Consider the following 25,853-nt stretch of genomic DNA (forward strand, 5'->3'; position numbering starts at 1 on the left):
TCAACACTGGATAGTCCTAGGTCTGTGATAGGGGGACTGCTGCTGCTGGTGCGGTTAGGTCAATTCCCATGGCGGCGTCCGCAGCAAAGCCCCTGTACATACACTGGAGCTAGCCAGGCATCAAGACTTCGGACGCGATGGGGAAAGCGGCATACGCGGCCTGGACGAAAGAAGAGCTCACACGACGCGGCCGCCCAGACGGGCGACCTGCCACATACGACACGCACATCGACAACGAATGGAACCCCAGCTTAGGCATAAGAAAAGGCTGGGCCGGACGCTCCTAAATCCACACGAAATGTCCCTTAAGCCAACCTGGTCACAGGAGTGGACTTACCCCCAGAAACAGAAAAGCCAGGCCCGAAGACCTGGCTACCTCTATTAAGTCACTAACTCGTATGTGTAAGAACACAATGGTACCCCGTACGGGATTTGAACCCGTGTTACCGGCGTGAGAGGCCGGCGTCCTAGGCCGCTAGACGAACGGGGCTTAGAACTGTGACGACGTACTGTAACGTGCAGTGCCACGTTACATCGCTATCACTGCTGGCCTACCAGGACTCGAACCTAGAATGACGGTACCAGAAACCGTTGTGTTGCCAATTACACCATAGGCCATTATTGCTTTGAACTGGCCGAGGCTTTAACCCCTCGCCGCTCGCTGCAACGGTTTATTACTATATCCAGCACTGCCAATACACACAAATCGCCAGTTCAGAAAGCATTTTCGGGGCGTTAGGAATGAAACCTAACGCCCCGAAATGACAGCCATGTGAGACTACTAAATGGATCTACTCAGCGCTCCACGGCGTGAGAGCACGCGCAGCCTTAAGGCGAGCCAGAGTAGACTCCTTGCCCAGCAACTCCATGGACTCAAACAGCGGCGGGGAGACCTGCTGGCCAGAGATTGCTACACGCAGGGCGCCGTAGGCCTTGCGTGGCTTGAGGCCGAGGTCGTCGATAAGCGCGGCGGAGAGAACCTTCTCAATCTCCTCCGTCTTCCACTCCCCGAGCTCCTCCAGCTTGGCGATGGAAACCTCCAGCGGCTGCACTGCTTCTTCCTTGAGGTTCTTGCGTGCTGCCTTCTCATCCAGTTCCAGTTCGGCATCCGGCGTGGTGAGGAAGGACATGAGCCCATAGGCGTCAGACAGCGTCTTGATGCGGGTCTGCACCAGATCTGCAGCGAAAGCGAACTTCTCTTCCGGATAGTCGGCCGGGAAGTCGGTGTACTCAGTCAGGTAGTCGCGCAGGCGCTGCGCAAAGTCTGCTGGCTCCAGCAGACGGATGTGGTCGGCATTAATGGCCTCGAGCTTCTTCTGGTCGAAGCGAGCTGGGTTACCCAACACGTCGTGAACGTCGAAGTTGGCGATGAGCTCGTCAACGGAGAAGATGTCCTGGTCGGCAGACAGGGACCAACCCAAAAGCGACAGGTAGTTGAGCATGCCCTCCGGGATAATGCCGTTGTCGCGGTGGTTGAACAGGTTGGACTGTGGGTCACGCTTGGACAGTTTCTTATTGCCTTCACCCATCACGAAGGGCAGGTGCCCAAACTCGGGAGTCTGCTTGGCAATACCAAGCTCCACGAGCGCCTCATAGAGGGCGAGCTGACGCGGCGTGGAGGACAGTAGGTCTTCACCGCGCAGGACGTGGGTAACTCCCATGAGGGCATCGTCGACCGGGTTAACCAGCGTGTAGAGCGGCGCACCGTTCGAGCGCGCCACGACATAGTCCGGCTGGGTCTCCGATTTGAAGGTCATCTCGCCGCGCACCAGGTCATTCCAGGACCAATCCTTGTCCGGCATGCGCAGGCGCCAAACCGGCTTGCGGCCTTCTGCCTCGAAGGCGTCGATCTGCTCTTGAGTGAGGTCGCGGTCGAAATTGTCGTAGCCCAGCTGCGGGTCGCGGCCGGCCGCCTTATGGCGCTCCTGAACCTCTTCGTTGGTGGAGTAGGCCGGATAGACATAGCCGCCATCCTTGAGCTTCTGCAGGACATCTGCGTAGATGTCCATGCGCTGCGACTGACGGTAAGGCTCATCCGGGCCACCGACGTTAACACCTTCATCCCAGCCCAACCCGAGCCAGTTCAGGGAGTCGATGATGGCCTGGTAGGACTCCTCAGAGTCACGGGCAGCATCGGTGTCCTCGATGCGGAAGATGAGCGTACCGCCAGTGTGACGGGCATAGGCCCAGTTGAACAGAGCCGTGCGGACCATGCCCACGTGGGGCGTGCCGGTAGGCGAAGGGCAGAAACGGACGCGGACGTCGGATGTCGGTTTAGTCATGTCCCCCATCGTAGTTCAGCGCCTCCCCACTGCACTGGCCGCCCCACTTGGGGGTAATTGAACCCCGTTTCCACTAAGCGTGAACTGGGCTTTCTGCGCAAGCTTAACGGGACTGAATTCCATTACCTATAGTGAAATTCTCGCCAAAGAACTGAAGAAAGGTCCCAGACTGTGGCTCGAACTCGCTATGTGGCGCTTTTAACCTGCGCCACGCTTCTCTTCTCCCCCGCTACCGCCGTCGCTGGTCCCGACGACGGCAAACACGTAGCCACTCAGACACATATTGATTCTCCCAAGGCTTTCTGGGAGGGCAATGCTCTCAACCTCAAGAGCCATTCTGCACAGTCCAACCACGACCTAGCCGATACCGTCACCTGGGTAGGCAAAGGCTGGAACCAGAACGGCACCAACCAATACCAGTTCACCGTGCCTCAGGACCCTGCGCTCGCTTTTGTGGGAAAGCCGGGTGAAACGTATTACATGGCGCCTGCCAGTGTCCAAGGCAGCCTGGACCCGGTGTGGATGGGCTTCGGCGCCGACACAGAGCTGCCTGTTGACGACTTCCGCGACAACATTGCTTCCCTGGACCTCTTAAGCGTTGACGGACCCGGCGATGTCGAGATGTTTGGCTACTACCCCGGACCCGGCGGACTGCAGCGTTTCTTTGGAACCACCGAGGGCGCTCCACATTCCGCATGGCTGACCAGCGGCACGCATACCCACAACTACACCGTATTTTCTAAACCTGGACGCTATGAGCTCACCTATCAAACGAGCGCGCGGGGCAAGGATGGTTCATTGATTACCTCCCAGCCCACGACCACGTCGATCCAAGTCGGCGGACAGCGGCCCGTTGATGAAAAAACGCCTTCCCTCAAAGAGCGCTTTGACCAGGCCTCCTCCGGCGATGCCAGCCAGAAGGACTACCGCCTGAGCATCACGCCCAAGAAATCCGGGGACAAGGATGGGGATGAGCGCCTTTCCTCCATCGATTTCGCTGGCGGCAGCGACGGCACTCTGACACTGCTGATCGACGGCTACTTCCTCACCGATCTAGCCGTGAAAGATGGCAAGGCACACTTCGATGAATTCTTAGGACCCGAGGCTTCAACAATCCAAGCTGTGTACACCCCGGAGGACGGCAGCCCGCGCTGGGTGAGCGAGGAGCTCGCCTACTCTGCAAACGCAGAGCTTTCCACCACCTCGAAGACGTCTGCGGACTCCTGGACCGAAACCACTAACCCCCGCCAGCTCTTCTCCGGAGAAGAGGTTTCGCTATCTGACACGGGGCTGTCCGCACGCGCTGTTCCGGAGGGCGAAGACGCCACCCGCATCATCCTGGAGGCAGCCGATAAGAACCTGGAAGGCTACGTGCACGGCGGCTTCTTTAGCAAGGGAAGTTCGCTTCCCGACATCGATTTCGACGGCACGATCACCCGCGGCCGCGCGGAATTTGTCGTCGCCGCCGATGCAAACTTCAACGGCAATACCGTACGCCTCGATATTCTTCCGCACCCGAGCATCACGCAAGAGTCCGGCAGCATCACACTGACCGACAATTTCGCCTTCGGGCAAAAGTACGAGGGAGCGGGCAAACTCGGCGCTGGGGCTCAGGCTCCTGCGCCAGCCCCGGATAACAGCCCGAAACCGGACGCAGGAGAACACACTGGTACCTGTGCTGACAAGGTGGTACTTGACCGCGGCCACGTCGACATTGCGGTCACCCGTGAGGGTGATGAGTTCCTCACCCGCTTGAAGGATGAAACGGCCCTCGTGGACAAGAAGGCCGTCGAGCGTCCGCTCGATGACGTGGTCCTCGCGGTGCACGACAACGCCCTGCGCTCCCGCCCCGCCGCACTTAAGGGCAAGGACTTCGATTACCTAGGCAAGGAAAAGTTCTTCCTCCTCCCACAGACCCAGGAGCAGAGCATCATCTGGCCGGGCTATAACACCCAGGCCCTCAACTACAAGGACTATAAAGACGGCAAAGTCACGCTCAACATCAAGCCCGTGGAGATGCCAGAGGGTGCGCAGGTAGGCCTTTTCACTGCCGAAGGCTTGGGCAAGGTTTTCACCCCGCTGATCAATTCCGCCGAGGGTGACTACTCCATCGAGACCACTTTTGCTTCGCACACCCACACCAATTGGGCGTTTACCAAGCCAGGCATGTACAAGCTTGAGGTCACCTATTCGGCCACCACCACAGAGGGCAAGGACATCTCCTCTGCTCCCCAAACGCTCACCGTCGCAGCGGGCGATGCCGCAATCAAAGACTGTGCGAACTCGAAGGACGGAAACGAAGGCGAAGACACCCCGAAGCCTGGTGGCAAGAAACCCGGAGATAAACCAGGCGATAAGAAGCCAGACGATAACCAGCCTGGTGGCCAGAAAGACAAGACATCCTCTCTGCCCAAACTCGAGGGCCTGTGGGGCCTGGTACTCCCAGTTGTCTTGGCCATCATCTTCCAAGGCTTCCTCAACTTCTACAACGATCACCGTGACCAGATTGCGGCGCGGTTCAATGGCCTTCTTCCCCGCTAGAAAGGACACACTGGATTGCACTCCACACCACCCGCTGCTCAGCGCTTGAACTTGCGCCAGAGCAGTGCACTGCAGAAAACCAGCGCCGCCGTGTTCACGTTCACCGTTGCCGTGGCGATGCTTGTGGCCGTCCTTGGCTATCCTGCGCCAGCCCGCGCCGACAGCGAGCTCATCGATTCCGGACATGTCGATGCCTTTTATGTCTCCGCGCCGGGCGGTCAACTGACCTTGTCGATGAAGGAGGATGTCACCGGCAGTGGTGTTCTCCGGCCCGGCAACGATGTCATCCTCAAAGTCGCAGAAGAAGCATGGAGCGAGGCGACCGAGCGCATCGACGGCATTGGTATACCCACGTATTACCTCCCCCAAACCCAAGACAGCTCGCTGCTCTGGCCGGGTTGGGATACCCAAGCGGCACAATCTGCTGGCTACAAAGACGTTAACTTCGAATTCGTCGAGGTCACTGGGCCTGGTGACGTCTTTATCTTCGAAACGGCTGGCTTCGGCGATATCCAACCGGTCACCGATGCCGGTGAGCTCGATCTCGTTTCTGGTGACGTCATCAACCAGGCGTACCCGGCGCATCGCCACGTTAACTGGGCTTTTAGTGAACCTGGTATCTACACCATGACTGTCCAAGCGGAATCCAACGGCGATACGAGTAATCAGGTCACCTATACCTGGGATGTCGGTGATGGTGACTCAGCACCCCAGGAGTCCGGGGACGGGGAAACCAGCACCGATCATGGGGATGACGGTACCGAAGACAACCACGAGGCAGAGCTGAGCGACGCCTCCCCTAAGCAACCGGCATCCTCTTCCTCCGGAACACGCCCGGGAGGTGGAAACGCTGGAGGCGGTACCCGCCGTGCGGCATCCGCAGGCGGAACCAGGAACGCGAAGCAACAGGCAAGCAGCAAGGAGCGTAAAGAGCGCGGAGAAAGGAAAGAGCGCAAGCCTTCTCGCCGATCCGCCGAAGCCGCGGACGGGGAGAATGTGGACACCGTCGCTGCGGCCGGCTACTACGACAGCGGGCAAAACCTGCTGCCGTGGGGCATCGGAATCCTCGGCCTGGGCATGCTTGTGCTGGGCCTGGCGCTGGCGCGCCTCGCGCTCATGAAGGGCCGCGACTAATGCCACTGAAGGTTCGCACTCGGACGCAGTACACCGCGCTTCTTTCCGCCATCTTTCTCGGCGCGTCCATGGTGAGTGGCTGCGCGAGCTCCGCCAGCGGAGACGATGGGAAGGTGAAGGTGGTGGCGACGACGCCGATACTGGGGGACGTCGCCAAGCACGTAGCAGGTGAGGATGCCACAGTGACCACGCTGATTCCTGCGGGAAAGGATCCACATACCTTTGAGCCGAGCCTGCGCTCGGTGCGCGATATCGCTAACGCCGACGTATTGCTGTCCAATGGTTTTCTCCTCGAGCCGCAAAGCCTGCTGAAGTCCTTGCGGGAGTCATCGGATGTGCCCGTCACTGAAGTGGCGGACCAAGCATCCACCCACGGCGCGAAGCTCGTCCCCTTGGTAGAAAACGTTACCCTCGATGCGGTATGGCTGGGATTGCGTGTGCGCAACGCAGCCCCAGGTACCACGAGCGTCGACATGCGTCTGCTCGATGTGGAAGGCCCCGGCGATGTCGCGGCCTACGTAGTCTCTACATTCGGTACACCTGAGCCGCTCTTTAACAGCGCTGAAGGGATTGACCAGCACAACGATTCCACGACGCTGCCGGCTAATGCTCACACGCACGTCTCCTGGGCTTTCAACAAGCCCGGAATTTACCGGCTGAGCTTCGGTGCAACAGATAGTTCGCCACAGGAGTTCACAGTGGCGGTGGGCGTAAGCGCACCTGAGGGGATGCACGCGCTCGATGCAGGTCACGTCGATATCACCGCGGACATGGCTACAAGAAAACTCGACTTGGAGGATCAAGGCGAGCGTTTTGATCCGAACACCACGGTGCTCAGCATCCCGAATTCCGCTCTCCAACAGATACCGCCGGATCCCTCCTACCGTTTCTTGGGCCGGCCCGGGGATGAGACCTATCTCCTGCCCCAAGCTGTCTTGGGCAAGCACATTCACGGCGAAGTAGACCCACATCTGTGGCATAACGCCGCCAATGTCATCAGCTTTACCGAGGTTATCGCTGAGCAACTTGCGCAAACGGATCCCTCGCACGGCACGGACTACCGTGCTCGCGCACAGGACTACATCGCACAACTGCGAGCCGTCGATGCAGAGGTTCGTCAGCTCATCTCTGCCATTCCTGAGCACAACCGCCACCTCGTCACACCCCACCACGGATACGCCTACCTGGAGCAAGGCTACGGCATTGATATCGCGGGTTTCGTTAGCCCCAACCCGGCCATCGAGCCCTCGCCGCGCGATGTCATCGCGCTGCGCCGCACCTTGGAAAACCTCCAGCTTCCCGCGGTGTTCGTGGAACCGACCCAACAAGCCAGTGCAGACGTCATTAGGGAGGCCGCCGATTCCCTCGGGGTGGCGGTGTGCCCCATTTACGGTGACACCCTCGATGACGCCGTACCGACGTATCTCGATCTAATGCGTTTCAATGCACACTCACTCAACCGCTGCCTTGGCAGCACAACAAAGGAATCTCATGTCTAATCGCACCATCCGAACTTTCACTATGCCGCTTGCGGCAGCACTGAGCGCCGCAGCGCTGGCCTTCGCGCCCTCCGCCGCCTGGGCCGGGGATCTGGCTCAAGTTGTCAGCTCCGACGAAGAGGTGGCGGCACCAGGAACTGCTGCCGCCATCGATCACGGCCACGTCGACCTAGGCCTGCTGCTTAATGAAGGCCACGCAGAGTTCCTCGCCCGTGACGATTCGGCCGAAACACCCGTGTGGCGTCAACCCGACGATATGGTCTTCCAGGTGGGCGACAACGCCCTGCTAACCCTGCCTGAGGACAAGGCTTTCTCCTTCGTCGGCGCCGAGCCCGGTTCGCAGGTTTGGGTCGTTCCACAAACGGAGCAGGCTGATGTGCCGTGGCTAGGTTGGAATACCCAGGCCCCCTCTCTAGAAGCGAACGTTGAGAGAGGAGTCACTATGGAGTTCCTCGGGCACCAAGGACCAGGTGAATTCTCCCTCTTCTTGCAGAACGGCGGCTTCGAGGAACCACAGTTGCTATGGTCCACCGCCACCGGGAACTCAGAAGGCTTCTGGGTCGACTTGGGCACGCATACCCACGCCAATTGGGTGTTCACTGAGCCCGGCATCCACCAGGTGCGGGTCCGCATGAGCGGCGAAGGCGCGGGCGAAAGCGCCGGCAGCGAGGTAGCCGCCGAGGCTACGTTGACCTTTGCTGTAGGTGATGAAACGGATGTCGCACAAGCTCAGGCAACAGAATGGGATCCGAACGCTGAATCCTCTACCGATCCAAGCTCTGCCTCGGCATCCGTGCCGGTATGGATCTGGGCACTGGCCGGCGTGGGCGTCCTCGTTCTTATCGGTGCCATTATCGCCGTCGTGCGTGCGAAGGGCGGCCAGCGTGACTAGCCCCCTCATTGCAGTCAAGGACCTGTCCGTTTCGCTCTCCGGCCGCAGGGTCATCGACGCCGCTAACCTGTCCGTTCACCCCGGCGAGTTCATCGGGCTCCTCGGCCCCAACGGCGCGGGCAAAACCACGCTGATGCGCGCCATCTTGGGTCTCGTCCCCTTCACTGGGACCATCGACGTGGGCACCTCGCTGGGGTATGTCCCGCAGCGCCACGACGTGGAATGGGACTTCCCCATCAGCGTGTCCAACGCTGTGCTGAGCGGACGCACCGGACTTGTGGGTTGGTTCCGTCGTCCGGGACGTGCTGATAAACAGGCCGCCCGCCGGGCCATCGAGCTCACCAACTTGGAGGAATTCGCACGACGCCCCATCGCGCAGTTGTCCGGTGGCCAACGTCAGCGTGTACTCATCGCCCGGGCCTTAGCCTGCGAGCCTGAGGTACTGCTTCTCGACGAACCATTTACCGGCCTCGACGCCCCCAACACTGAAGAGCTCCTACTTCTCTTTGACAAACTCACCGCCGATGGCACCAGCGTTGTCATGTCCACGCACAACCTCTCGGAGGCCGCGCATTCCTGCTCGCGGCTCGTGCTGTTTAACCGGGGAATCATCGCGGATGGTCCAGCGGAAACACTGCGCATGACCTCGCAGCCCTGGAGCGACACGTTCGGGGTCTCAGCTTCTTCTCCATTGCTTTCTGCGATTGGGGTGGCAGCATGATCGACATTTCACTCATCGAGTTCTTCCAGGATCTCACCAACCCACACTTGGACTTCCTGGCGCGTGCGGTGGGAATTTCTATCCTCGCTGCCATCGTGTGCGGCGTGGTGGGATGCTATGTCGTGCTGCGCGGCATGTCTTTCATCGGTGATGCTGTTTCCCACGCGGTCTTCCCGGGGCTGGCCATTGCCTTCGTGCTCCAAGGCTCAGTCTTGCTGGGCGGCGCCGTGGCGGGCTGCACCGTCGCGGTGCTCATCGCATGCTTCTCCCAGCGGCGCACCGTGCGCGAGGATTCCGTCATCGGAATCTTCTTTGCCGCCGCCTTCGCCCTCGGCATGGTGATCATCTCCCGAGTAGACGGCTATACAGCCTCGCTCACCAGCTTTCTCTTTGGCTCGCTCACGGGTGTCTCCCGCGCGGACCTCTACACCGCGTTCACCGTCACGGTGCTCATCGTGGCCACGGTTCTTCTCCTTGGCCCCCAGCTCACCGCCACCTGCTTGGACAAGGAAACCGCCCGCGCAATGGGTCTTCCTGTCTTTGCTCTGGACATCGTGCTCTACCTCTGTGTTACGGGCGCAGTGGTTATCTCCGTAGGCACCATCGGCAACGTCCTCGTCCTCGCGCTGCTTATCACCCCAGCCGCGACCGCCCGCCTGCTCTGTGACTCGCTGGGCTCGATGATGTTCGCAGCCGCGGCGATCGGCTCCTTGGGTAGCTTCTTCGGAATCTACCTGGCATGGGCCATTGACCTTCCCGCCGGTGCCACCATCGTTCTACTCCTTACCGCCTGTTTCCTCGTGGCATGGGTGCTCTCCCCTCTCATGCACTCCCGCCGCGCTTCCGCATCCGCCTCGACATCACACACCCCAAAGGAGACCTTGTCCGCATGAACATTCTCCCAATGACACGCATGATCTACCGTCCCCTCGCCTTGACCGCAACCGCTGCTCTAGCGCTGAGCTCCCCGATGCTCGTTCACGCTGCACCGCCCGCCCTCGCGGCCGAGCAAGCGAGCGACACTTCCTGTGATGCTGACTCCCTCCACGCCTTCAGCCGCGGACACCAAGACCTCGCTTTGGTCGGTGACTCCGGGGACCTGTCCTTTATAGCCCGCGATGATGAATCCGGTGAGGACTATGCCTCTGGGGAGTTCTACGTAGAAGTAGGCAGCAACGCCGCTTTCGATGAATCAGCGGGCAGCGATATTCCATCGAGTGGTTGGCAAATCCCCCAAACCCAAGATCCGAATATCCCCTGGGTGGGGTTCAACACCAGCTACCTCGACGAGGCCACTGCGGCCGATGCCACTTTATCCTTAACGCTACACAGCGGCCCGGAAGGCGGACGTATGGTGGGCTTCCAGAACTCCGTGGGTGCTGACCCGACCGTGCTTTTTGACTCCGAGAACCCGGATATCACGTGGGACTATCCTGATCATTTCCACAGTCACACCGGGATCATCTTTAGCGAGCCGGGCGCCTATGCTGCCACTTTTACCTTCACCCTCAACGATGGCTCCGAGCACTCTATTGATGTGCCTTTCTTGGTAGGTGGCGCGGACACCTCTGAGCTTTGCCAGCTGGAGTGGGGCTCGGGCGAAGGTGGCAGCGGTGGCTCGGGAAGCCCGAAAAACCGCCCTCAGCAGCTGGCCAAGGACATTAATGACACTTCCAAGTCCATTGCGCAGTTAGATAAGACGATGGACAAGACCTTCAAAGAGGCCGATACCTTCTTCAACGGCGGGAAACCCTCCGATGCGAAGAATGCGAAGGAGGAAAAGAACTCAGAGCGCTCCACACGGGCCAGCGCGCGGAAGGACACGAAACCACAGAAAGAAACAGGGTCGAAAGAGCCAAGCGCTCCCAGCTCTGCGACTGCGCAAGGCCGCAACCCGGCCCCCAACGCTACAGCCCACACTGCACAAGAACCGAGAGATTCGGCACAGCGTGGGTCCTCGCGCAGCACATCGTCCGCCGACGCCAAGGACTCGACGCGCAGCGCCGCGTCCAACCGCGAAAGGAATGCCAGGAAAGAAGCAGCGGCACAACGCCCGGCATCTGACGCGCCAGAACAGTATGCTGACGGCGGAAACATCCAGGCTACGAGCTATGGAGCCCCGATGGTGGGCTTCTGGGCGGGCTTTCTGGCGGGCATGGGTTCGCTGGCCCTGCTGCTAGGAATTGGGCTTTTCATCGCCGTGCAATTCTTCCGCCCGCGCAAGCGCGACTAGCACTACCGCCATGCGCACAGCCTGTAAGGAGGGGGATCTGGTTTCGGCACTAGCGCAGCAAACAACTAGAGTTATTCCTTATGTGTGAAAACAGACCCTCTACCGCCCCTGACTTCCTCCTGTCCCGCGCGACGGGGTCTGTGCGTACCCAAGGATCAGTGGCCACCTTCAGCGATGTTGACGCTGCCGTAGCTGCTCTGCGTGCCGGCACGGCACCCATGGTTGTCGGCGCGCTGCCCTTCCACAAGGGTGACCCAGTGGCACTGACCGTGCCGCGCAGCATCATCCGCGAGGACGGGCCACTCGAACCACACGCCTATTACCGCAGCGGTACGTTCAACGCGCGCGTGACTGGGTTTGACCCAGAGCCGGAGGAGCACCTGCGCCGCATCGAGGCGGCCATTGCCACGATCGAGGCCTCCAAACTGGATAAGGTGGTGCTTGCACGCGCCGTCGACATCGAGTTCAATGCCCCTGTGGATCCGCTCCTCGTCGCCGCGCGACTCATTGATTTATCTTCCCACCGCGATGGCTTTATCGCCGACCTCACTCCGGCTGGACGCCCTGGCGCAATGTTCGTCGGATCCTCCCCAGAAGTGCTGGTCAAGAAGCAGGGATCAACGGTTACAGCTTTCCCCCTAGCCGGCTCCGCACCCCGCCAGGCTGATAAGGCACGCGATATCAAAGCGGGCCAAGACCTCCACAACTCAGCAAAGGACCTGCGCGAACACGCCTTCGTGGTGGACCATATCCGCCGGATTCTGCAGCCTCTGTGCGAGACCCTCGATGCCCCCACGTCTCCGCAGCTGACCTCCACCAATGAGATGTGGCATCTGGGAACGCCGATCGCGGGAACCCTTAAGGATTCGAGCATTACTGCCCTCGAGTTGGCCGAGCTGGTCTACCCCACCCCTGCTATTTGTGGCACCCCCACTGAGGCCGCACAAGCGCTTATCGAAACCGCTGAAACCGACCGCGGCTTCTACGCCGGCGCGGTCGGCTGGTGCGATGATTCCGGCGACGGCGAATACATGGTAGCCATCCGCTGCGCCGAGGTGGCCGGCGATGGCCTCTCCGCCCGCGCGTGGGCTGGCGGAGGAATCGTCGTGGATTCCGACCCGACGGCCGAGCTTCAGGAAACCACGGCTAAGCTGCGCACCATTTTGCGCGCGCTCAACCTCTAAAGCAGCTTTTAGGCTCGCTCGATCGGGTTCTTCAGGCTACCCACGCCGGGGATCTCAACTTCGATGGTATCGCCCGGCACCATCGGCGCCGTGCCAGCCGGGGAACCCGTCGTGATGACATCACCCGGCAGCAGCGTGTAGGACTGCGAGATCTCAGCGATGATGTCACCCATCTTCACAATCATCTGATCCGTATTGGAATCCTGCTTCTGCTCTCGCTTGCCCTCGTGAGTGAGGTAGGCGTTAATCTTCTGATTATCGAGATTGATGCAGTCCAAGTCCGTCTCAATCCACGGGCCCAGCGGGCAGAAGGTATCGATGCCCTTCGCACGTGCCCACTGGCCATCCTGGAACTGCAGGTCACGCGAAGAAACATCGTTACAGATCGTGTAGCCGACGACGTGATCGCGCCACTTCTCTGGATCAATATTCTTTGACACCTTGGAAATCACCACGGCGAGCTCGCCCTCGAACTCAACGTTGGTAGCGAACTCCGGAATCTTGATGGGTGCACCGGGGCCGATGACCGAGGTGGAGGGCTTGATAAAGATCGTCGGCGGCAGGTGCTCCGCGGATTCCTTGAAGACTTCCGCCACGTGGTCGGCGTAGTTGCGGCCCAGAGCTACGACCTTGGTGGGCAGGGTCGGCGCCAGCAGGCGTACTTCACTCAGCGGCCACTCACGGCCAGTCGGCTCCGGTGGGGTAAACGGTGTGCCGGAAATTTCCTTCGCCACCAGCTGGTCAAGCGGGGCGTCGGCGGGGCCATCAATGATGGCGAAACAGATACCTTCGGTGTGAGCAATTCGTCCTAAACGCATAACGGCCATACTACTCGCAAGGATTTTTAACTCGCGATCAGGGGTCTTGAGTAAAGGTTGCAAAGATTGCAATGCTTCTACTGGCATCAAGTTCCGCGGCGAGCACCTTCGCACAGGCCTAGCGCTGGGCGACGTCCCCTAAGGTCACCGCCCGTGTGTGTCCCCGCTGCGCAAGGTATAACTCAGCACAGGCCAAGGCATCACTGAGCGCATTGTGGCTTCCATAACGCGGTAGACCATAACGCGCGCGCACGCGGGGCAGGCGCAAATCTTCTCCGCGCGGGTAGGTTCCCATGCGCTCCATGTGGCGCCGCTCGAGCGCAAAGGTATCAACCACGCTCAGTCGCGGGCGCTCCCCAAAGACCTCACGGGAGGCAGCTTCAATAAACCCCACCTCCAAGGCCGCGAAATGCGCGAGTAGTGCGCGTCCCTGCAGAGCTTGGCGCAATTGCGTCACCGCGATACTTAGCTCCTCGCCGGCATCAATGACCTCCTGCGTCAGCAGGTGGACATGTGCATCCTCGGCCACCTGCGCGCCGCGAACCACGGTATAGCCGGCACCAGATAAGTCGATGACTCCCCCGTTAACCGGCACCCAGCCAATGGAGACAATCTTTCCTTTTCGCGGGTCTAGGCTCGTGGTCTCCATGTCTACGGCAAGCAAATCTAGTTCATCGAGCGGGGTGCCTCGTCCTGGCGCGCCCCAATCCGCACGCCGTCTCCAGGGGCTCCACATCTAGATATTCCTCACCGGATACTTCGTGGCCAACGCATTCTGCATCGACTTGATGGCACGGAAAGCATCGCGCAGGTGCTCTCGCTCCATGCGGCCGAGGCCCTTGGGGTCGATGTGATAATCCGGCTGCTGGCCCTCCCGCAGCTGGCGGGCTTGATGCTGGAAGGACAGGGAACGCAGGTAGTCGAAGGCGTCGAGAAGCTCCTGTGCGCCCTGTCGGCTCACCGTACTACCCGCTGCTTCCCTGAGCCGTTGGCGCGTGTCCACCACGGTGGAACCGGAGGCCAGGGCGAAGAGACGGGCCATCTGCACGATGCCCGCTGTTCCGCCCTTTTTGATATTGAGGGTGTTTTCGTAGTCGCCATCGCGCTCCACCACAAGCCCCCGGAAGAAGGTCAGCGGTGGCTCACGGCGCGCGGCCAAGCTAGCTAGGTGGGCGTGCAAGCGCGTTGCCCCTTGTCCCATTTCCACGGCCGCAGTGTGAACTTCCCGGCCCAGCGCCTCGCTTCCATAGAGAACCCGGAAGTCGAAGAAGATTTGCGCGTTGAGCAGCGCCTCCGGTTGAGGGTCTCGAATCCACCGACGGAAGGTATCGATCCATTGGGAGCGCGTCATCCGCCACTGATTGGTCATGGCCATCATGTCCCCAGGACACAAGATCTGCCCGGCGTCGGCTAAGCCCTGGCACACAAAGGAACTAAGCCGCGCAAAATACTCCCCATGCGCAGCGGCATCGAAATCATCCGCGAGGACAAGCGCATTATCCTGGTCCGAGGCCAGCGCCATCTCTCGCCTTCCCTGCGAGCCCACGGCCACGAAGGCATACTCCACAGGCGGAGGACCGAGCTCCTCCTCCGCCAGCGTGCACAAGCGTCGTGCCATAGCATCGGCGGCAAGCGTGACCAGGCTCGAGGCTTCCGCCGGTGTGGAGCCGCGTTCCACGAAGCGCCCGGCTAGGCGCGTGGCCTCATTGAAGGCACCATTCAGCTCTGCAACACTGGAGCGCCGTGAAAGATCCGCAGCGAGGTAGACCGGATCATTGTGCAGCAGCCGGGTAACGTCCGACTGTGTCACTATCCCCTGCAGGGTGCCTTCTTTGACCACCGGCAAATGGTGGATTCGGCGCTCGGCCATGTGCAGCAGGGCCTCCATGGCCGGGGCATCTGCCGATACTGTGAGGGGCTGCGGCGTCATGATCTCCCCTACCGGCTCGGCAGGGTCGCGCTGGGCGGCGAGCACCCGGGTTCGCAAATCGCGGTCGGTAAGGATTCCGGTGAGACGCTTGTCTGACTCCGGGCCCGCTTTCACGACGAGTAACGAAGAAACGCCATGCTCTGTCATCAGCAGAGCAGCTTCGCGGATGGTAGTTGCGGCTGGCGTCGTCAACACGTCAGTCCGAATGAGCTCCCTCAGCGGCGTGCGGAGCACGTCTGTTGGTGCGGATTCGGTGAGCTCCCGCGCTGCTGCTCGGATCTGGCGGGACTGCGCTGAAAAGAAACGCGCGATGTCAAGGTTGCGCTCCGCGAGTTGGCTAAAGGCCTCCTGCGGGAGGGTGAAGACAAGGCTGTCTTCCACCGCGACCATCTCATAGGCAGAGACCGGCTCTCCCTGCAGTGTGGAGTAGCCAAAGGTAAGGCCAGATTCGCGGCGGTCCAGTAACACGCCTTCCTCTCCCACCACATCAATCGCACCGGTGCGGATGATGTGGAGATGAGCATTCTCTTCCCCCATCTTTATGGGAATATCCCCGCGGCGCAGGTAGATCATGCTCAGCTGTGAGGACAGGGCGGTGAGCTCTTCCTCCGGCAGACGGGAGAAAGGCTCATGCTGGGCGAGGAAGCTAGTGACCTCGTCTATTTCGACGCTCATGCGCCAACCATACAGCGCTAGGCACTGAGCGCGGCGGCGATTCGATCACCAATTTCAGGGGTATGCGCCTGTGCTCCTCCGCGGGCGGAAACATTGGCCGCCACGGCCTCTTCGATGCGCACGGCGTTGTCCTCGTCTCCGAGGTGGCGCAGCAGCATCGCCGCGGACAAGATCGCCGCGGTGGGATCCGCAATCCCCTTGCCCGCAATGTCCGGTGCAGAACCGTGGACCGGCTCAAACATGGAGGGATTAGCCCCGGAGGCATCAATATTTCCGGAGGCGGCCAAGCCGATACCTCCGGTGACCGCGCCCGCCAAGTCAGTCAGGATGTCACCAAAGAGGTTGTCAGTAACGATGACGTCATAGCGCGCAGGGTCGGTGACCATGTAGATGGTTGCGGCATCGATGTGGTTGTAGTCCACGCTAACCTCAGGGAATTCCTGCGCCACCTCGTCCACCGTACGCTGCCAGAGTCCGCCGGCATTAACTAGGACATTGGTCTTGTGCACCAAAGTCACGTGCTTGCGGCGGCCCATTGCGCGCTGGAAGGCATCACGCACCACGCGTTCAACGCCGAAGCGCGTGTTCTGCGAAACCTCTGAGGCCACCTCGTGTTCGGTTCCCTCGCGCAGCGTGCCGCCGTTACCGCAGTACAGACCTTCGGTGCCTTCGCGCACGACGACGAAATCAATATCACCCGGGTTCGCCAGCGGCGAGGTGGACGTTGGGTACAGCTTGGAGGGGCGCAGGTTAACGTGATGGTCGAGGGCGAAACGCATCTTCAGCAGCAGGCCGCGCTCCAAGACACCAGGCGGAACCTCACCGGGTGCGCCAATCGCACCGAGCAGGATGGCGTCGTGCTCGCGCAGGGATGCCAGGTCGGCGTCGGTAAGCAGCTCCCCGTTGCGCAGGTAGCGCCTAGCACCGAGGTCATAGTCAGTGACCTCGATATCCTGGCGAACCGCGCGCAGGACCTTCAATGCCTCCGCGGTTACCTCAGGACCAATGCCGTCGCCACCAATCACTGCTAGTTTCATTTTGTGGGATTCCTTTCTCACATATTGGATACATGTGAGCGTACCACTCTCCACACTTCGGCGACGGAGAAACCCCCGTGAAGAACCACGGTGGATCCTTCACGGGGGCTGTTGCGAAAAGCTTAGCGCTGTGGGCTATGCGTCCAAGTCGAGCTGGCGGCAGGTAGCACCCAGCGCCGCGTTGATGTCCTCGACCAGCTCCTCCGCCACCTCACGTTCGACGCGCAGGATGAGCACAGCATCGGAGGCTTCCTTACCCTGGGTCAGGGCGGCAGCCACGATGTTGATTCCAGCAGCGCCCAGCTTGGTGCCCACGGTTCCCAGTGCGCCCGGGGCATCCTTGTAGGAGAAGAAGAGGTTGCGGCCGGTAGCGCGCATGTCGACGCCGCGGCCGTTGATGCGGACAATCTTCTCCACACCATCGATACCAGTCAAGGCACCGGTGAGCTGGGAAACCAGACCGTTCGGGCCGATGACCTTCACGCGCACCGAAGAGCGGTGGCCCTTCGACTCCACGTTGGTCTTAACATCCACGGTCACGCCGCGGCTTTCGGCGATCTTCATGGCGTTGACAAAAGTAACGGTTTCCGAAACCACGCCGGAGAACACGCCGCGAACGGCAGACAAACCAAGCGCTGAGACTTCTTCATTGGCCAGCTCACCACACGCCTCCACCTCGATGGCGACGGGCGCTGCACCCAGGAGGTTTCCGGCAACGAGACCAAGCTTCCGCGTCAGATCCAGCCAACCGGATACCTCCTCGCCGACCTTGCCGCCTTCAACATTGACAGCGTCGGCCACGAACTCACCGGCCAGCGCCTTCAACACGGATGCGGCGACGTCGGTACCCGCACGGTCCTGCGCCTCTACCGTGGAAGCACCAAGGTGCGGAGACACGGTTACCTGCGGCAGCTCGAAGAGTGGGGAGTCGGTGCAGGGCTCGGAAGCATACACGTCGAAGCCCGCGCCGCGGTGGTGGCCCGACTTGATGGACTCTGCCAGCGCTGCCTCATCAACCAAGCCACCGCGGGCGGCGTTGATAATAATCTGACCCTTCTTGGCCTTAGCCAAGAGCTCAGCATCAAACATGCCGGCGGTCTCCGGCGTCTTAGGCAGGTGAATGGTCACGAAATCAGAGCGGGACATGAGATCCTCAAGGCTCACCAGCTCTACACCCAGCGCTGCTGCGCGAGCCGGGTTGGCATAAGGGTCATAGGCAATGACGGTGGTTTCAAAAGCCAGCAAACGCTGTGCGAAGAGCTGGCCGATGTGGCCGAAGCCGACGATGCCGATGGTCTTGCCATAGATCTCGACGCCCTTGAAGGAGGAACGCTTCCACTCCCCCTGACGCAGAGACTGATCTGCTGCCGGCACCTGGCGGGCGGTGGCTAGAAGCAGTGCGATGGCCTGCTCACACGCGGAGTGAATGTTGGAGGTCGGCGCGTTGACAACCATGACGCCGCGCTCGGTGGCAGCGGGGATATCAACATTGTCCAAACCGACACCAGCGCGGCCCACAATCTTGAGGTTCTCCGCAGCGGCCAGCACCTCCGCATCCACAGTCGTGGCGGAGCGGACGAGGAGGGCGTCAGCCTCCGGCACCGCGGCGAGCAGCTCCGCACGATTTGGACCATCTACCCAGCGGACCTCGACGGTGTCCCCGAGAGCATCGACGGTGGATTCTGCAAGCTTATCGGCGATAAGAACGACCGGCTTCGACATAACTTCCTTTACTAGTCAGAATTGGAGATGCCGAGAAGTGTAGTTTATTCTTTCCAGCCCTGAGTGATTTTATGCGTGAATTCTGTCACTGAACCGAATTCCGGACCAAGGGCCACGATCGGCCCGTCTGATAGTCCAGCTGTAATCGCCGCGCCGGCCTTCGTCGCCGTCGGATCCGGGTCCTCCATCACGAACACCGTACCGCCATATGCGGTGGCATTCACCACATTGGCTAAGGGGCTATCTTTCGTCGCCACTATTACCGGTGCCATCTGCGCATCACGGCGCGCTTGCGCGGGAATCGCCGGCATCTTCTCCTTGGTAAGATGCTGCGGCAGCGGCTCCCACGCGGCCTTGAGCTCCGTTTTCGTAGAGGAATCCAAGCGCGCGATGTTATCAACCATGCGCTCACGGTTCATCACTACTTTGGAATCAAAACGAAAAGCGGTGTACTCCCCCAACGCCTTGGTGTTTCCTGGGTCGTGGATGACCTCGAGTTGCCCGCTCTGGCTAGCCCACGGGACGTTGCCGATAACCAGGATTCGGTCAACATCAAGGTCATTGAGCAGTTGTGAAATCTGCGGGCGAATCGAATCGTCGTAGGTCACCATGGGAACGCGCTGCGACACGCTCAACGTCGCTGCGCGCAAGGCCGCAGCATCCGTCTCCTCGGCGAGGATCAGCGAATTGCTCTCCTTGAAAAATAAACGTGCCGAATCGATTCCCCAACGGTCCCCAACAACGGTGACTTCATCGGCGAATTGAGGATCAATGAGCCGCAGGCGGTTTTCCTCGCTCGCGCGAGCCAGATCAATCTCCGACTCAGGGAGAGCGGTGATGTCTTGAGTCAAGAGGGGCTCACCGCGTCCCAGCGATGAGCACCCTACGGCTCCCAGAGCGGTCATGCCCAGCAGTAGCGCCGCGGAGACGGCCTTTAGCCCACGTAGAAATGGAATCTTAACGAGCAAAGGCCTGCGGCCCCTCCTCGCCACCAGAGAGATTCGCCTCGTCCACGTCACGCACTACCTTTTTGTTCAGCGCGTATTCAACGATGCCAACGAAGCGCTCGCGGCGGTCAGCAAAGAACTGGTGCACAGTCTTTGCGGTCAGCAGCTCTGGTTCCAGTTCGTGGGAGGCCAGCACGCTATCGAACTCAGCATCCTCCATGATCGATTTCGACTGCACGCGCGGCAGGTAGCGCTCGGGCGAATGCCCATCGATGACAACCTCGGTGCGTTTGCCCATCGGAGTGCGGTTCAGCACGGAGTTTGCCAGCACGCCGCTGACGCCGTGGCGCTCGCACCAGCGAAGTGGGAAGACGGGGAAGAAGCCCGGCTGCAGCTCCTCAAAGCTATGGCGGCTAAATGGACGGCCCGTACGCCAGTCCTTTGCGCCACGAGCCATGAGCAGGGCGTACAGGCCGTGCCACACTCCGTCGTGCTCTCCTACCGACAACAGGCGGGACTCGCGGAAGGAGGCATCACGGACGGTCTTCGGAATATCCTCGGTGTCGCCTGCAACCCATGCGGTGACCTCGTCGACATCGCGTGCGGCACGTAGCTTCACGGCCGACGAGCCGTAGAGCTCACCAAAGACGCCGCTCCAGAACCACTGGTTGAGGCGGTCCCAGGATTCCTGGCTCGACAGCACGCCCTTCTTCTCCGCCAGACGTGCCAAGATCACCGCCAGCGGAATGATCTGCTCGGAATAGGGCACCTGCTCCAAAGATAGGATGCAGCGCTCAGCTAAGAATTCAGCCACCTCACGGAAAGTAATCACTAGGGTTTGCGAAGCCTTGCGGTACTCCGACAGCGAGAGCTGCAGGATATCCTCGCGCTGGCCGCCAGCGTTGCCCTTCTCCCCCGACACCAGCAAAGACACTGCCGACAAGAACTCATTACGGCCAATGCCGTCGAGCGCTCGGAAGGCACGCAGCTGCTTCTCGACGGCCGCCCAATCCTCCGCCAGGTGAAAGTCCGGGTCCTCCGAGGCAAAGACTGCGGTGAGGAGATCGAAGACATCCATCTGCAAACCAGCCGAGTTCACCTGCGCGAAGATGGAGCCAATGCCAGCGCGCGCAGTCTCACGAGAAAGACGGATCATCGGCACAGTGTAGCCGGACAGGGGGCGCAGAATCCGGTTGTTGAAGGCAGCAACAACATCGCGATTGGCGCCGTCATTAGCTGCCGCGAGCTCGAAGAGCATGCTAGTGCCCTCCTCGCTCAGGAGCGCGGAGACGGGAATGCAGCATGCTTCCACGGCGGCCTCACGGCTGTTCAAAGAAGACTCGAGCTCTGGCGCGAAGTGGGAGCGCAGCTCGCCGTGTTGGTTGATCGCGAAGACGGCCTCATCCGGCATGATGTCCTCGGAGGTCGCCTTATGCAAGTCTACAAAGTACTTGCGGGAAACCTTCTTGGAACGAAAATCAGTGGTATCGACAAAACCCTCGCCACGGAAGCAGTGGTACAGAGTGGTCAACCTCTGCTGACCATCGAGCAGAAGCAGACCGGGGTTTACCCCGGTATTGGGCGCACCTGCGAGCGGCCGCGGCCGAAAGCGCATAGCCTCGTTGCGGGTATCCAAGGCCATAAATGCGCCGAGCGGGTAGCCGCGCAGGACAGTGACGATCAACGATCGGATGCGGTCCTCGTCCCAAGAATAGGAGCGCTGGAAATCGGGAAGCTGAATATCACCGCGATCGATGCGGGCGAAGAGGTCATTAAGGTCATAGCTTGGCGTAGAGAAACCCATGGCCTCAACCCTACTCTCGGATGTGGGAATGTGCCCGTTTGTGCGCGAACATCACAAAACAAAAGATTCCCGTTGACCACTGCACACAGGCCAACGGGAATCTTCAGATAAACGCGGTTTAGGCAGTTGCGTCCAGCGGATTCTTTACCCAGCTCATGAGATCGCGCAGCTGGGAGCCAGTCTGCTCGATCGGGTGGGAGTTCACCTTGGCGCGCAGATCCTCGAGCTCCTTGTTGCCACCCTCAACGTTGGCAACGAGGCGCTTGACAAAGGTGCCGTCCTGAATGTCGGTCAGGACATCCTTCATACGCTCCTTCACGGAAGCGTCGATGACGCGCGGTCCAGAAAGGTAGCCGCCGAACTCCGCGGTGTCAGAACAGGAGTAGTTCATGTTCTTGATGCCACCCTCAACGATGAGATCAACAATGAGCTTCAGCTCGTGGCAGACCTCAAAGTAGGCCATCTCCGGCTCGTAGCCAGCCTCGGTAAGGACCTCGAAGCCGTTCATGATCAGGTACTCCACGCCGCCACACAGGACGGCCTGCTCACCAAAGAGGTCGGTCTCAGTCTCATCCTTGAAGGTGGTCGGGATAACGCCGGCGCGGGCACCGCCGATGGCTGCGGCGTAGGACAGGGTCAGTTCGCGTCCCTCGCCCTTCGGATCCTGTTCGGTGGCAATCAGGCAAGGAACGCCCTTTCCGTCAACGAACTGGCGGCGAACCAGGTGGCCCGGCCCCTTCGGAGCGACCATACCGATGGTGATGTTCTCCGCCGGCTTGATCAGACCGAAGTGGATGTTGAGGCCGTGGCCGAAGAACAGTGCGTTGCCGTCCTCCAGGTTCGGCTCGATGTCCTCGGTGAAGATGGCAGCCTGAGAGGTATCCGGCGCCAGCAGCATGATGACATCAGCCCACTTGGCAGCCTCAGCATTGGTGAGAACCTTGAAGCCAGCCTCCTCTGCCTTCTCGCGAGACTTGGAGCCTTCGCGCAGGCCGATGGCGACCTCAACGCCGGAGTCACGCAGGTTCATTGCGTGGGCGTGGCCCTGGGAGCCATAGCCAATGATGGCGACCTTGCGGCCCTGGATGATGGTCAGGTCTGCATCGGAATCGTACAGAGTCTCAATAGCCATGTTTGATGTTCCTTTTCTCTTTGGGTTCGTGAGCACTACTCATCCAGTAGTAACTCTGCCTATTGAATTTGTATCACACTTTGGGACAGTCCGCCCACATTGTGAGATTTTTTATTTGCTCGGTGCCATCGCCTTCGGGCCACGCCCCAGCGCGACGTTTCCGGACTGCACCAGTTCGCGGATGCCGAAGGGCTCGAGGACGTCGAGAAGCGCCTGCAGCTTGCCGGGCGTGCCGGTGGCCTCCACCACCACGGACTCCGGCGATACATCCACGATGCGAGCACGGAAGATGTTCACCGCGTCGACCACCTGGGGGCGGTTCGAGTTATCCGCAGCCACCTTGACCAGCATGATGGCGCGGGCAATGGTGTTTTCCTCTTCCAGCTCCACCACCTTGAGCACCGGAACAATCTTGTTGAGCTGCTTCGTCACCTGCTCGATGACAACCTCGGAGGCGTCCACAACGATGGTCAGGCGGTTGATTCCCTCGGTTTCAGTCCGCGCGGAGACCAGCGAGATGAGGTTATAACCACGGCGGGTGAACATACCGGTCACACGGGAAATGATGCCCTCAATATCCTGGACGCGCACGGACAGGATGTGGCGAGTGATATCGTCTTTAGCCATTACTCTTAGGCCTCCTCGAGGGATTCGTGGATGTCGGCCGGTTCCTCGGCCGCGGACTCATTTTCATCAAACAGCGGGCGCAGACCAAGGGCGTATTGGATTTCCTCATTGGAGGCGCCGCCGCCAATCATCGGCCACACCTGGGCGTCTTGGCCCACAATGAAGTCGATGACCACTGGGCGGTCATTGATTGAGCGCGCTCGTTCAATCGCCGGGCCAATCTCTTCCACGGTGGTGACGCGAATAGATTCGCAGCCCAAGGCCTCGCTGAGTTTGACGAAGTCCGGGACGTACTCATCGTGCTCACGCAACTTGGTATGGGAGTACTTGTTCTCATAGAAGAGCGTCTGCCACTGGCGCACCATGCCCAAGTTGCCGTTGTTGATGACAGCCACCTTGATGGGGAACCCTTCCACCGCAGCGGTGGTGAGCTCCTGGTTGGTCATCTGGAAGCAGCCATCACCGTCAATTGCCCAGACTTCACGCTCCGGGCAGGCAGCCTTGGCGCCGAGCGCTGCGGGCACTGCGTAGCCCATCGTGCCGGCGCCACCGGAGTTGATCCAGCTTCGTGGGTGCTCGAAATCAAGGAACTGGGCCGACCACATCTGGTGCTGGCCCACACCCGCGCAGTAGATCGCCTCCGGGCCCACGATTGCGCTGAGTTGCTGAATAACCTCTTGCGGATTGAGCAGGCCGTCTGCTGTCGGCTCGAAACCGCGCGGGAAGCGGCTCTGCAGGTCTCCCAGGTACTCCATCCACGGGCCAATTCGCGGGGCATCCAGCTCCGCATCATTGGCATAAGCCTTTGTCAGGCGCAGAAGCACCTCGCGGGCATCGCCCACGATGGGGACAGCTACCTCACGGATCTTGCCAATCTCGGCCGGGTCGATATCTGCGTGAATAACCTCGGCATGGGGAGCGAAGGTGTCGGTATCACCGGTCACGCGGTCATCGAAGCGCGCGCCCACGGCGATAATGAGGTCAGCGCGCTGGAGCGCGGCGACGGCCGGTACCGTTCCGTGCATGCCGGGCATACCCATGTGTTGCGGGTGGTTATCCGGAAAAGCACCGAGCGCCATGAGGGTGGTCACCACCGGGATGCCGGTCAGCTCAGCAAACTCGCGCAGCTCGCGGGAGGCACCTGCCTTGATGACGCCGCCACCGACATAGAGCACCGGACGCTCTGCGCGAGCAATGCGCTGAACAGCCTGCGTAATCTGGCGCGGGTGCGGGGTCGTGGTGGGTTTATAACCCGGCAGGTCCGGCATCACAGGGCCGGAGTACTCCATCAGGGCGTTCTGGACATCCTTCGGGATATCCACGAGAACTGGGCCCGGCCGTCCGGTGGAAGCCAGGTGGAAGGCGGCAGCAATAGCCCCCGGGATGTCCTCTGCCTTGGTGACGATGAAGTTATGCTTCGTAATCGGCATGGTCACACCGCGGATATCAGCCTCTTGGAAGGCGTCGGTGCCCAACAACGAACTGCCGACCTGTCCGGTAATAGCCACGACGGGCACGGAGTCCAGGTTTGCATCCGCCAGCGGGGTCACCAGGTTGGTGGCACCTGGACCGGAGGTAGCAATCATGACGCCGACCTTTCCGGATGCCTGCGCATAGCCTTCTGCTGCATGGCCAGCTCCCTGCTCGTGGCGGGTGAGCACGTGGCGCAGCTTCGTGGATTCAAACAGGGCGTCGTACAGCGGAAGCACGGCGCCGCCCGGAATGCCGAAGACCAGCTCGGTGCCCAAATCTTCGAGGGTACGGACAATGGCGTGTGCGCCCGTGATGCGCTCGGGCGCCCGCTGTGGCGGTGTGGAAGCTGTCACGGTTGGTGTGCTCCTTTAGTGGGGGTGGATATCGGAGAGATCATCCAACGAATAACGCCCCCGTCTTTCCTTCCTGGGTGTGAAGGTAACGGGGGCGCATGCTGGTCGACGTCACTAGCGGACTCGCTACGGCTCGCGCCGCCCGGGTACTACTACGAGGTGAAGTCGAATAATGATCATGGGATAAACTGTACACTGATAGAAACGCCACCGCAGGCCTTTACCCCCATTTTTGGGATTTATTTCTCATTTAGCGAGATTCCACAGGTGGGGCGGTTCGCCACCGCGCCATATTGTCAATTACGATGACCCACTATGACGTCCTCACACCCGCAGAACGCATCTTCTCGCGCCGAACACCCCACGGCCGAAACGTTCAAGCCCACTCGCGAACACCTCCTCGGCATCGGCATCCTCGCCGCCATCGCTTTCCTCAGCATTGGCTGGGCCCCGAAGTACCTCTTCTGGATTCTCATCTTCCCCGTGCTGGCCATCTGGTGGGTCCTGCGGGCCCGCACCACCGTGGACAGCACGGGCATCCACATCACCTATGGCTTCCGCGGCCCCAAGCACATCGAGTGGAAAGACTTCCAAGGAATCGGTTTCCAGCGCTCGAAAGCCTATGCCCGCACCACGAAGGGCGATAACTTCAACCTGCCGGGAGTGACTTTCAACTCCCTCCCCCGCCTCGCTGCCGCTTCCAATGGGCGCATCCCCGACGCCCTGAGCGCTGGCCGTGACGCCGCCGATGACAAGGTGGTCATCGTCCACCGCGATGGCCAACAGATCCTCCTCACCAAGGAGGAATACGCCGAGTACCTCGAGAAACACCCCGAACTGAAGGATTAA

General features: G+C 60.5%; 20 protein-coding genes and 2 tRNA genes. 9 read left to right on the forward strand and 13 right to left on the reverse strand.

Annotated elements, in window-relative coordinates:
* Nucleotides 1-414: 414 nt before the first annotated feature.
* The 3 genes from HMPREF2996_RS04670 to gltX form a co-directional block, all read right to left on the reverse strand.
* A tRNA-Glu gene (locus tag HMPREF2996_RS04670) sits at nucleotides 415-490 on the reverse strand.
* 56 nt (nucleotides 491-546) lie between these two features.
* A tRNA-Gln gene (locus HMPREF2996_RS04675) sits at nucleotides 547-618 on the reverse strand.
* A gap of 173 nt (nucleotides 619-791) precedes the next feature.
* A complete protein-coding gene (gene gltX, locus HMPREF2996_RS04680; protein WP_083313784.1) occupies nucleotides 792-2,291 on the reverse strand; it encodes a glutamate--tRNA ligase in 1,500 nt (499 codons plus the stop codon).
* Nucleotides 2,292-2,453: 162 nt separating this feature from the next.
* Between gltX and HMPREF2996_RS04685 the strand changes: the two genes are divergently transcribed.
* The 8 genes from HMPREF2996_RS04685 (at nucleotide 2,454) to HMPREF2996_RS04720 (ending at nucleotide 12,486) form a co-directional block, all read left to right on the forward strand.
* Entirely contained in the window at nucleotides 2,454-4,823 is a 2,370-nt protein-coding gene (locus HMPREF2996_RS04685) for a choice-of-anchor M domain-containing protein (RefSeq protein WP_070730332.1), read from the forward strand.
* Nucleotides 4,824-4,838: 15 nt separating this feature from the next.
* Nucleotides 4,839-5,957, forward strand: a complete 1,119-nt coding sequence (locus HMPREF2996_RS04690) for a choice-of-anchor M domain-containing protein (RefSeq protein ID WP_070643357.1) — start codon at nucleotides 4,839-4,841, stop codon at nucleotides 5,955-5,957.
* Nucleotides 5,957-7,456, forward strand: coding sequence for an anchored repeat ABC transporter, substrate-binding protein (locus HMPREF2996_RS04695; RefSeq protein WP_070730334.1), 1,500 nt, complete (start codon nucleotides 5,957-5,959; stop codon nucleotides 7,454-7,456). The genes HMPREF2996_RS04690 and HMPREF2996_RS04695 overlap by 1 nt, the downstream gene beginning before the upstream one ends.
* A complete protein-coding gene (locus HMPREF2996_RS04700; protein WP_083313785.1) occupies nucleotides 7,449-8,348 on the forward strand; it encodes a choice-of-anchor M domain-containing protein in 900 nt (299 codons plus the stop codon). The genes HMPREF2996_RS04695 and HMPREF2996_RS04700 overlap by 8 nt, the downstream gene beginning before the upstream one ends.
* On the forward strand, nucleotides 8,341-9,069 hold the full coding sequence (locus tag HMPREF2996_RS04705) for an anchored repeat-type ABC transporter ATP-binding subunit (RefSeq protein ID WP_070730336.1): 729 nt from the start codon (nucleotides 8,341-8,343) through the stop codon (nucleotides 9,067-9,069). Before HMPREF2996_RS04700 ends, HMPREF2996_RS04705 begins: the two co-directional genes overlap by 8 nt.
* Nucleotides 9,066-9,962: an anchored repeat-type ABC transporter permease subunit gene (locus tag HMPREF2996_RS04710; protein WP_070643347.1), complete on the forward strand. Its 897-nt coding sequence runs from the start codon at nucleotides 9,066-9,068 to the stop codon at nucleotides 9,960-9,962. Before HMPREF2996_RS04705 ends, HMPREF2996_RS04710 begins: the two co-directional genes overlap by 4 nt.
* Complete coding sequence (locus HMPREF2996_RS04715; protein WP_070643344.1) at nucleotides 9,959-11,302, forward strand: choice-of-anchor M domain-containing protein; 1,344 nt, start codon at nucleotides 9,959-9,961, stop codon at nucleotides 11,300-11,302. The genes HMPREF2996_RS04710 and HMPREF2996_RS04715 overlap by 4 nt, the downstream gene beginning before the upstream one ends.
* Before the next feature lie 80 nt (nucleotides 11,303-11,382).
* Entirely contained in the window at nucleotides 11,383-12,486 is a 1,104-nt protein-coding gene (locus HMPREF2996_RS04720; protein WP_070730337.1) for an isochorismate synthase, read from the forward strand.
* 8 nt (nucleotides 12,487-12,494) lie between these two features.
* On the opposite strand, the gene HMPREF2996_RS04725 is transcribed toward HMPREF2996_RS04720, so the two are convergent.
* The 10 genes from HMPREF2996_RS04725 to HMPREF2996_RS04770 form a co-directional block, all read right to left on the reverse strand.
* Nucleotides 12,495-13,304: a fumarylacetoacetate hydrolase family protein gene (locus tag HMPREF2996_RS04725; protein WP_210384600.1), complete on the reverse strand. Its 810-nt coding sequence runs from the start codon at nucleotides 13,302-13,304 to the stop codon at nucleotides 12,495-12,497.
* A gap of 118 nt (nucleotides 13,305-13,422) precedes the next feature.
* Nucleotides 13,423-14,040: an exonuclease domain-containing protein gene (locus tag HMPREF2996_RS04730; RefSeq protein ID WP_070447617.1), complete on the reverse strand. Its 618-nt coding sequence runs from the start codon at nucleotides 14,038-14,040 to the stop codon at nucleotides 13,423-13,425.
* Nucleotides 14,041-15,909, reverse strand: coding sequence for a DUF294 nucleotidyltransferase-like domain-containing protein (locus tag HMPREF2996_RS04735; protein ID WP_070730339.1), 1,869 nt, complete (start codon nucleotides 15,907-15,909; stop codon nucleotides 14,041-14,043).
* 17 nt (nucleotides 15,910-15,926) lie between these two features.
* Nucleotides 15,927-16,946 carry a 3-isopropylmalate dehydrogenase gene (locus HMPREF2996_RS04740; RefSeq protein ID WP_070730340.1) on the reverse strand — a complete coding sequence of 340 codons (1,020 nt, stop codon included), beginning with the start codon at nucleotides 16,944-16,946 and terminating at the stop codon, nucleotides 15,927-15,929.
* A 135-nt stretch (nucleotides 16,947-17,081) separates the two neighbouring features.
* Complete coding sequence (gene serA / locus HMPREF2996_RS04745; protein WP_070710572.1) at nucleotides 17,082-18,668, reverse strand: phosphoglycerate dehydrogenase; 1,587 nt, start codon at nucleotides 18,666-18,668, stop codon at nucleotides 17,082-17,084.
* 44 nt (nucleotides 18,669-18,712) lie between these two features.
* On the reverse strand, nucleotides 18,713-19,636 hold the full coding sequence (locus HMPREF2996_RS04750) for a hypothetical protein (RefSeq protein WP_246822987.1): 924 nt from the start codon (nucleotides 19,634-19,636) through the stop codon (nucleotides 18,713-18,715).
* Entirely contained in the window at nucleotides 19,626-21,419 is a 1,794-nt protein-coding gene (locus HMPREF2996_RS04755) for a GmrSD restriction endonuclease domain-containing protein (RefSeq protein ID WP_070730342.1), read from the reverse strand. The genes HMPREF2996_RS04750 and HMPREF2996_RS04755 overlap by 11 nt, the downstream gene beginning before the upstream one ends.
* Before the next feature lie 118 nt (nucleotides 21,420-21,537).
* Nucleotides 21,538-22,551 carry a ketol-acid reductoisomerase gene (gene ilvC, locus HMPREF2996_RS04760; RefSeq protein WP_010186905.1) on the reverse strand — a complete coding sequence of 338 codons (1,014 nt, stop codon included), beginning with the start codon at nucleotides 22,549-22,551 and terminating at the stop codon, nucleotides 21,538-21,540.
* Between the two features lie 111 nt (nucleotides 22,552-22,662).
* Nucleotides 22,663-23,178, reverse strand: coding sequence for an acetolactate synthase small subunit (gene ilvN, locus HMPREF2996_RS04765; protein WP_010186907.1), 516 nt, complete (start codon nucleotides 23,176-23,178; stop codon nucleotides 22,663-22,665).
* A 5-nt stretch (nucleotides 23,179-23,183) separates the two neighbouring features.
* Nucleotides 23,184-25,004, reverse strand: coding sequence for an acetolactate synthase large subunit (locus HMPREF2996_RS04770; RefSeq protein ID WP_070710570.1), 1,821 nt, complete (start codon nucleotides 25,002-25,004; stop codon nucleotides 23,184-23,186).
* Nucleotides 25,005-25,319: 315 nt separating this feature from the next.
* Between HMPREF2996_RS04770 and HMPREF2996_RS04775 the strand changes: the two genes are divergently transcribed.
* Entirely contained in the window at nucleotides 25,320-25,853 is a 534-nt protein-coding gene (locus tag HMPREF2996_RS04775) for a PH domain-containing protein (RefSeq protein WP_010186912.1), read from the forward strand.

Source organism: Corynebacterium sp. HMSC066C02, from assembly GCF_001814945.1.
Taxonomy (GTDB): Bacteria; Actinomycetota; Actinomycetes; order Mycobacteriales; family Mycobacteriaceae; genus Corynebacterium; species Corynebacterium aurimucosum.

What these genes read in the sequence shown, in the direction of transcription:
- gltX (WP_083313784.1), bottom strand. Translation starts at nt 2,291, where the DNA reads ATGGGGGACATGACTAAACCGACATCCGACGTCCGCGTCCGTTTCTGC.
- HMPREF2996_RS04695 (WP_070730334.1), top strand. Translation starts at nt 5,957, where the DNA reads ATGCCACTGAAGGTTCGCACTCGGACGCAGTACACCGCGCTTCTTTCC.
- HMPREF2996_RS04700 (WP_083313785.1), top strand. Translation starts at nt 7,449, where the DNA reads ATGTCTAATCGCACCATCCGAACTTTCACTATGCCGCTTGCGGCAGCA.
- HMPREF2996_RS04710 (WP_070643347.1), top strand. Translation starts at nt 9,066, where the DNA reads ATGATCGACATTTCACTCATCGAGTTCTTCCAGGATCTCACCAACCCA.
- HMPREF2996_RS04715 (WP_070643344.1), top strand. Translation starts at nt 9,959, where the DNA reads ATGAACATTCTCCCAATGACACGCATGATCTACCGTCCCCTCGCCTTG.
- HMPREF2996_RS04720 (WP_070730337.1), top strand. Translation starts at nt 11,383, where the DNA reads ATGTGTGAAAACAGACCCTCTACCGCCCCTGACTTCCTCCTGTCCCGC.
- HMPREF2996_RS04725 (WP_210384600.1), bottom strand. Translation starts at nt 13,304, where the DNA reads ATGCGTTTAGGACGAATTGCTCACACCGAAGGTATCTGTTTCGCCATC.
- HMPREF2996_RS04730 (WP_070447617.1), bottom strand. Translation starts at nt 14,040, where the DNA reads ATGTGGAGCCCCTGGAGACGGCGTGCGGATTGGGGCGCGCCAGGACGA.
- HMPREF2996_RS04735 (WP_070730339.1), bottom strand. Translation starts at nt 15,909, where the DNA reads ATGAGCGTCGAAATAGACGAGGTCACTAGCTTCCTCGCCCAGCATGAG.
- HMPREF2996_RS04740 (WP_070730340.1), bottom strand. Translation starts at nt 16,946, where the DNA reads ATGAAACTAGCAGTGATTGGTGGCGACGGCATTGGTCCTGAGGTAACC.
- serA (WP_070710572.1), bottom strand. Translation starts at nt 18,668, where the DNA reads ATGTCGAAGCCGGTCGTTCTTATCGCCGATAAGCTTGCAGAATCCACC.
- HMPREF2996_RS04755 (WP_070730342.1), bottom strand. Translation starts at nt 21,419, where the DNA reads ATGGGTTTCTCTACGCCAAGCTATGACCTTAATGACCTCTTCGCCCGC.
- ilvC (WP_010186905.1), bottom strand. Translation starts at nt 22,551, where the DNA reads ATGGCTATTGAGACTCTGTACGATTCCGATGCAGACCTGACCATCATC.
- ilvN (WP_010186907.1), bottom strand. Translation starts at nt 23,178, where the DNA reads ATGGCTAAAGACGATATCACTCGCCACATCCTGTCCGTGCGCGTCCAG.
- HMPREF2996_RS04775 (WP_010186912.1), top strand. Translation starts at nt 25,320, where the DNA reads ATGACGTCCTCACACCCGCAGAACGCATCTTCTCGCGCCGAACACCCC.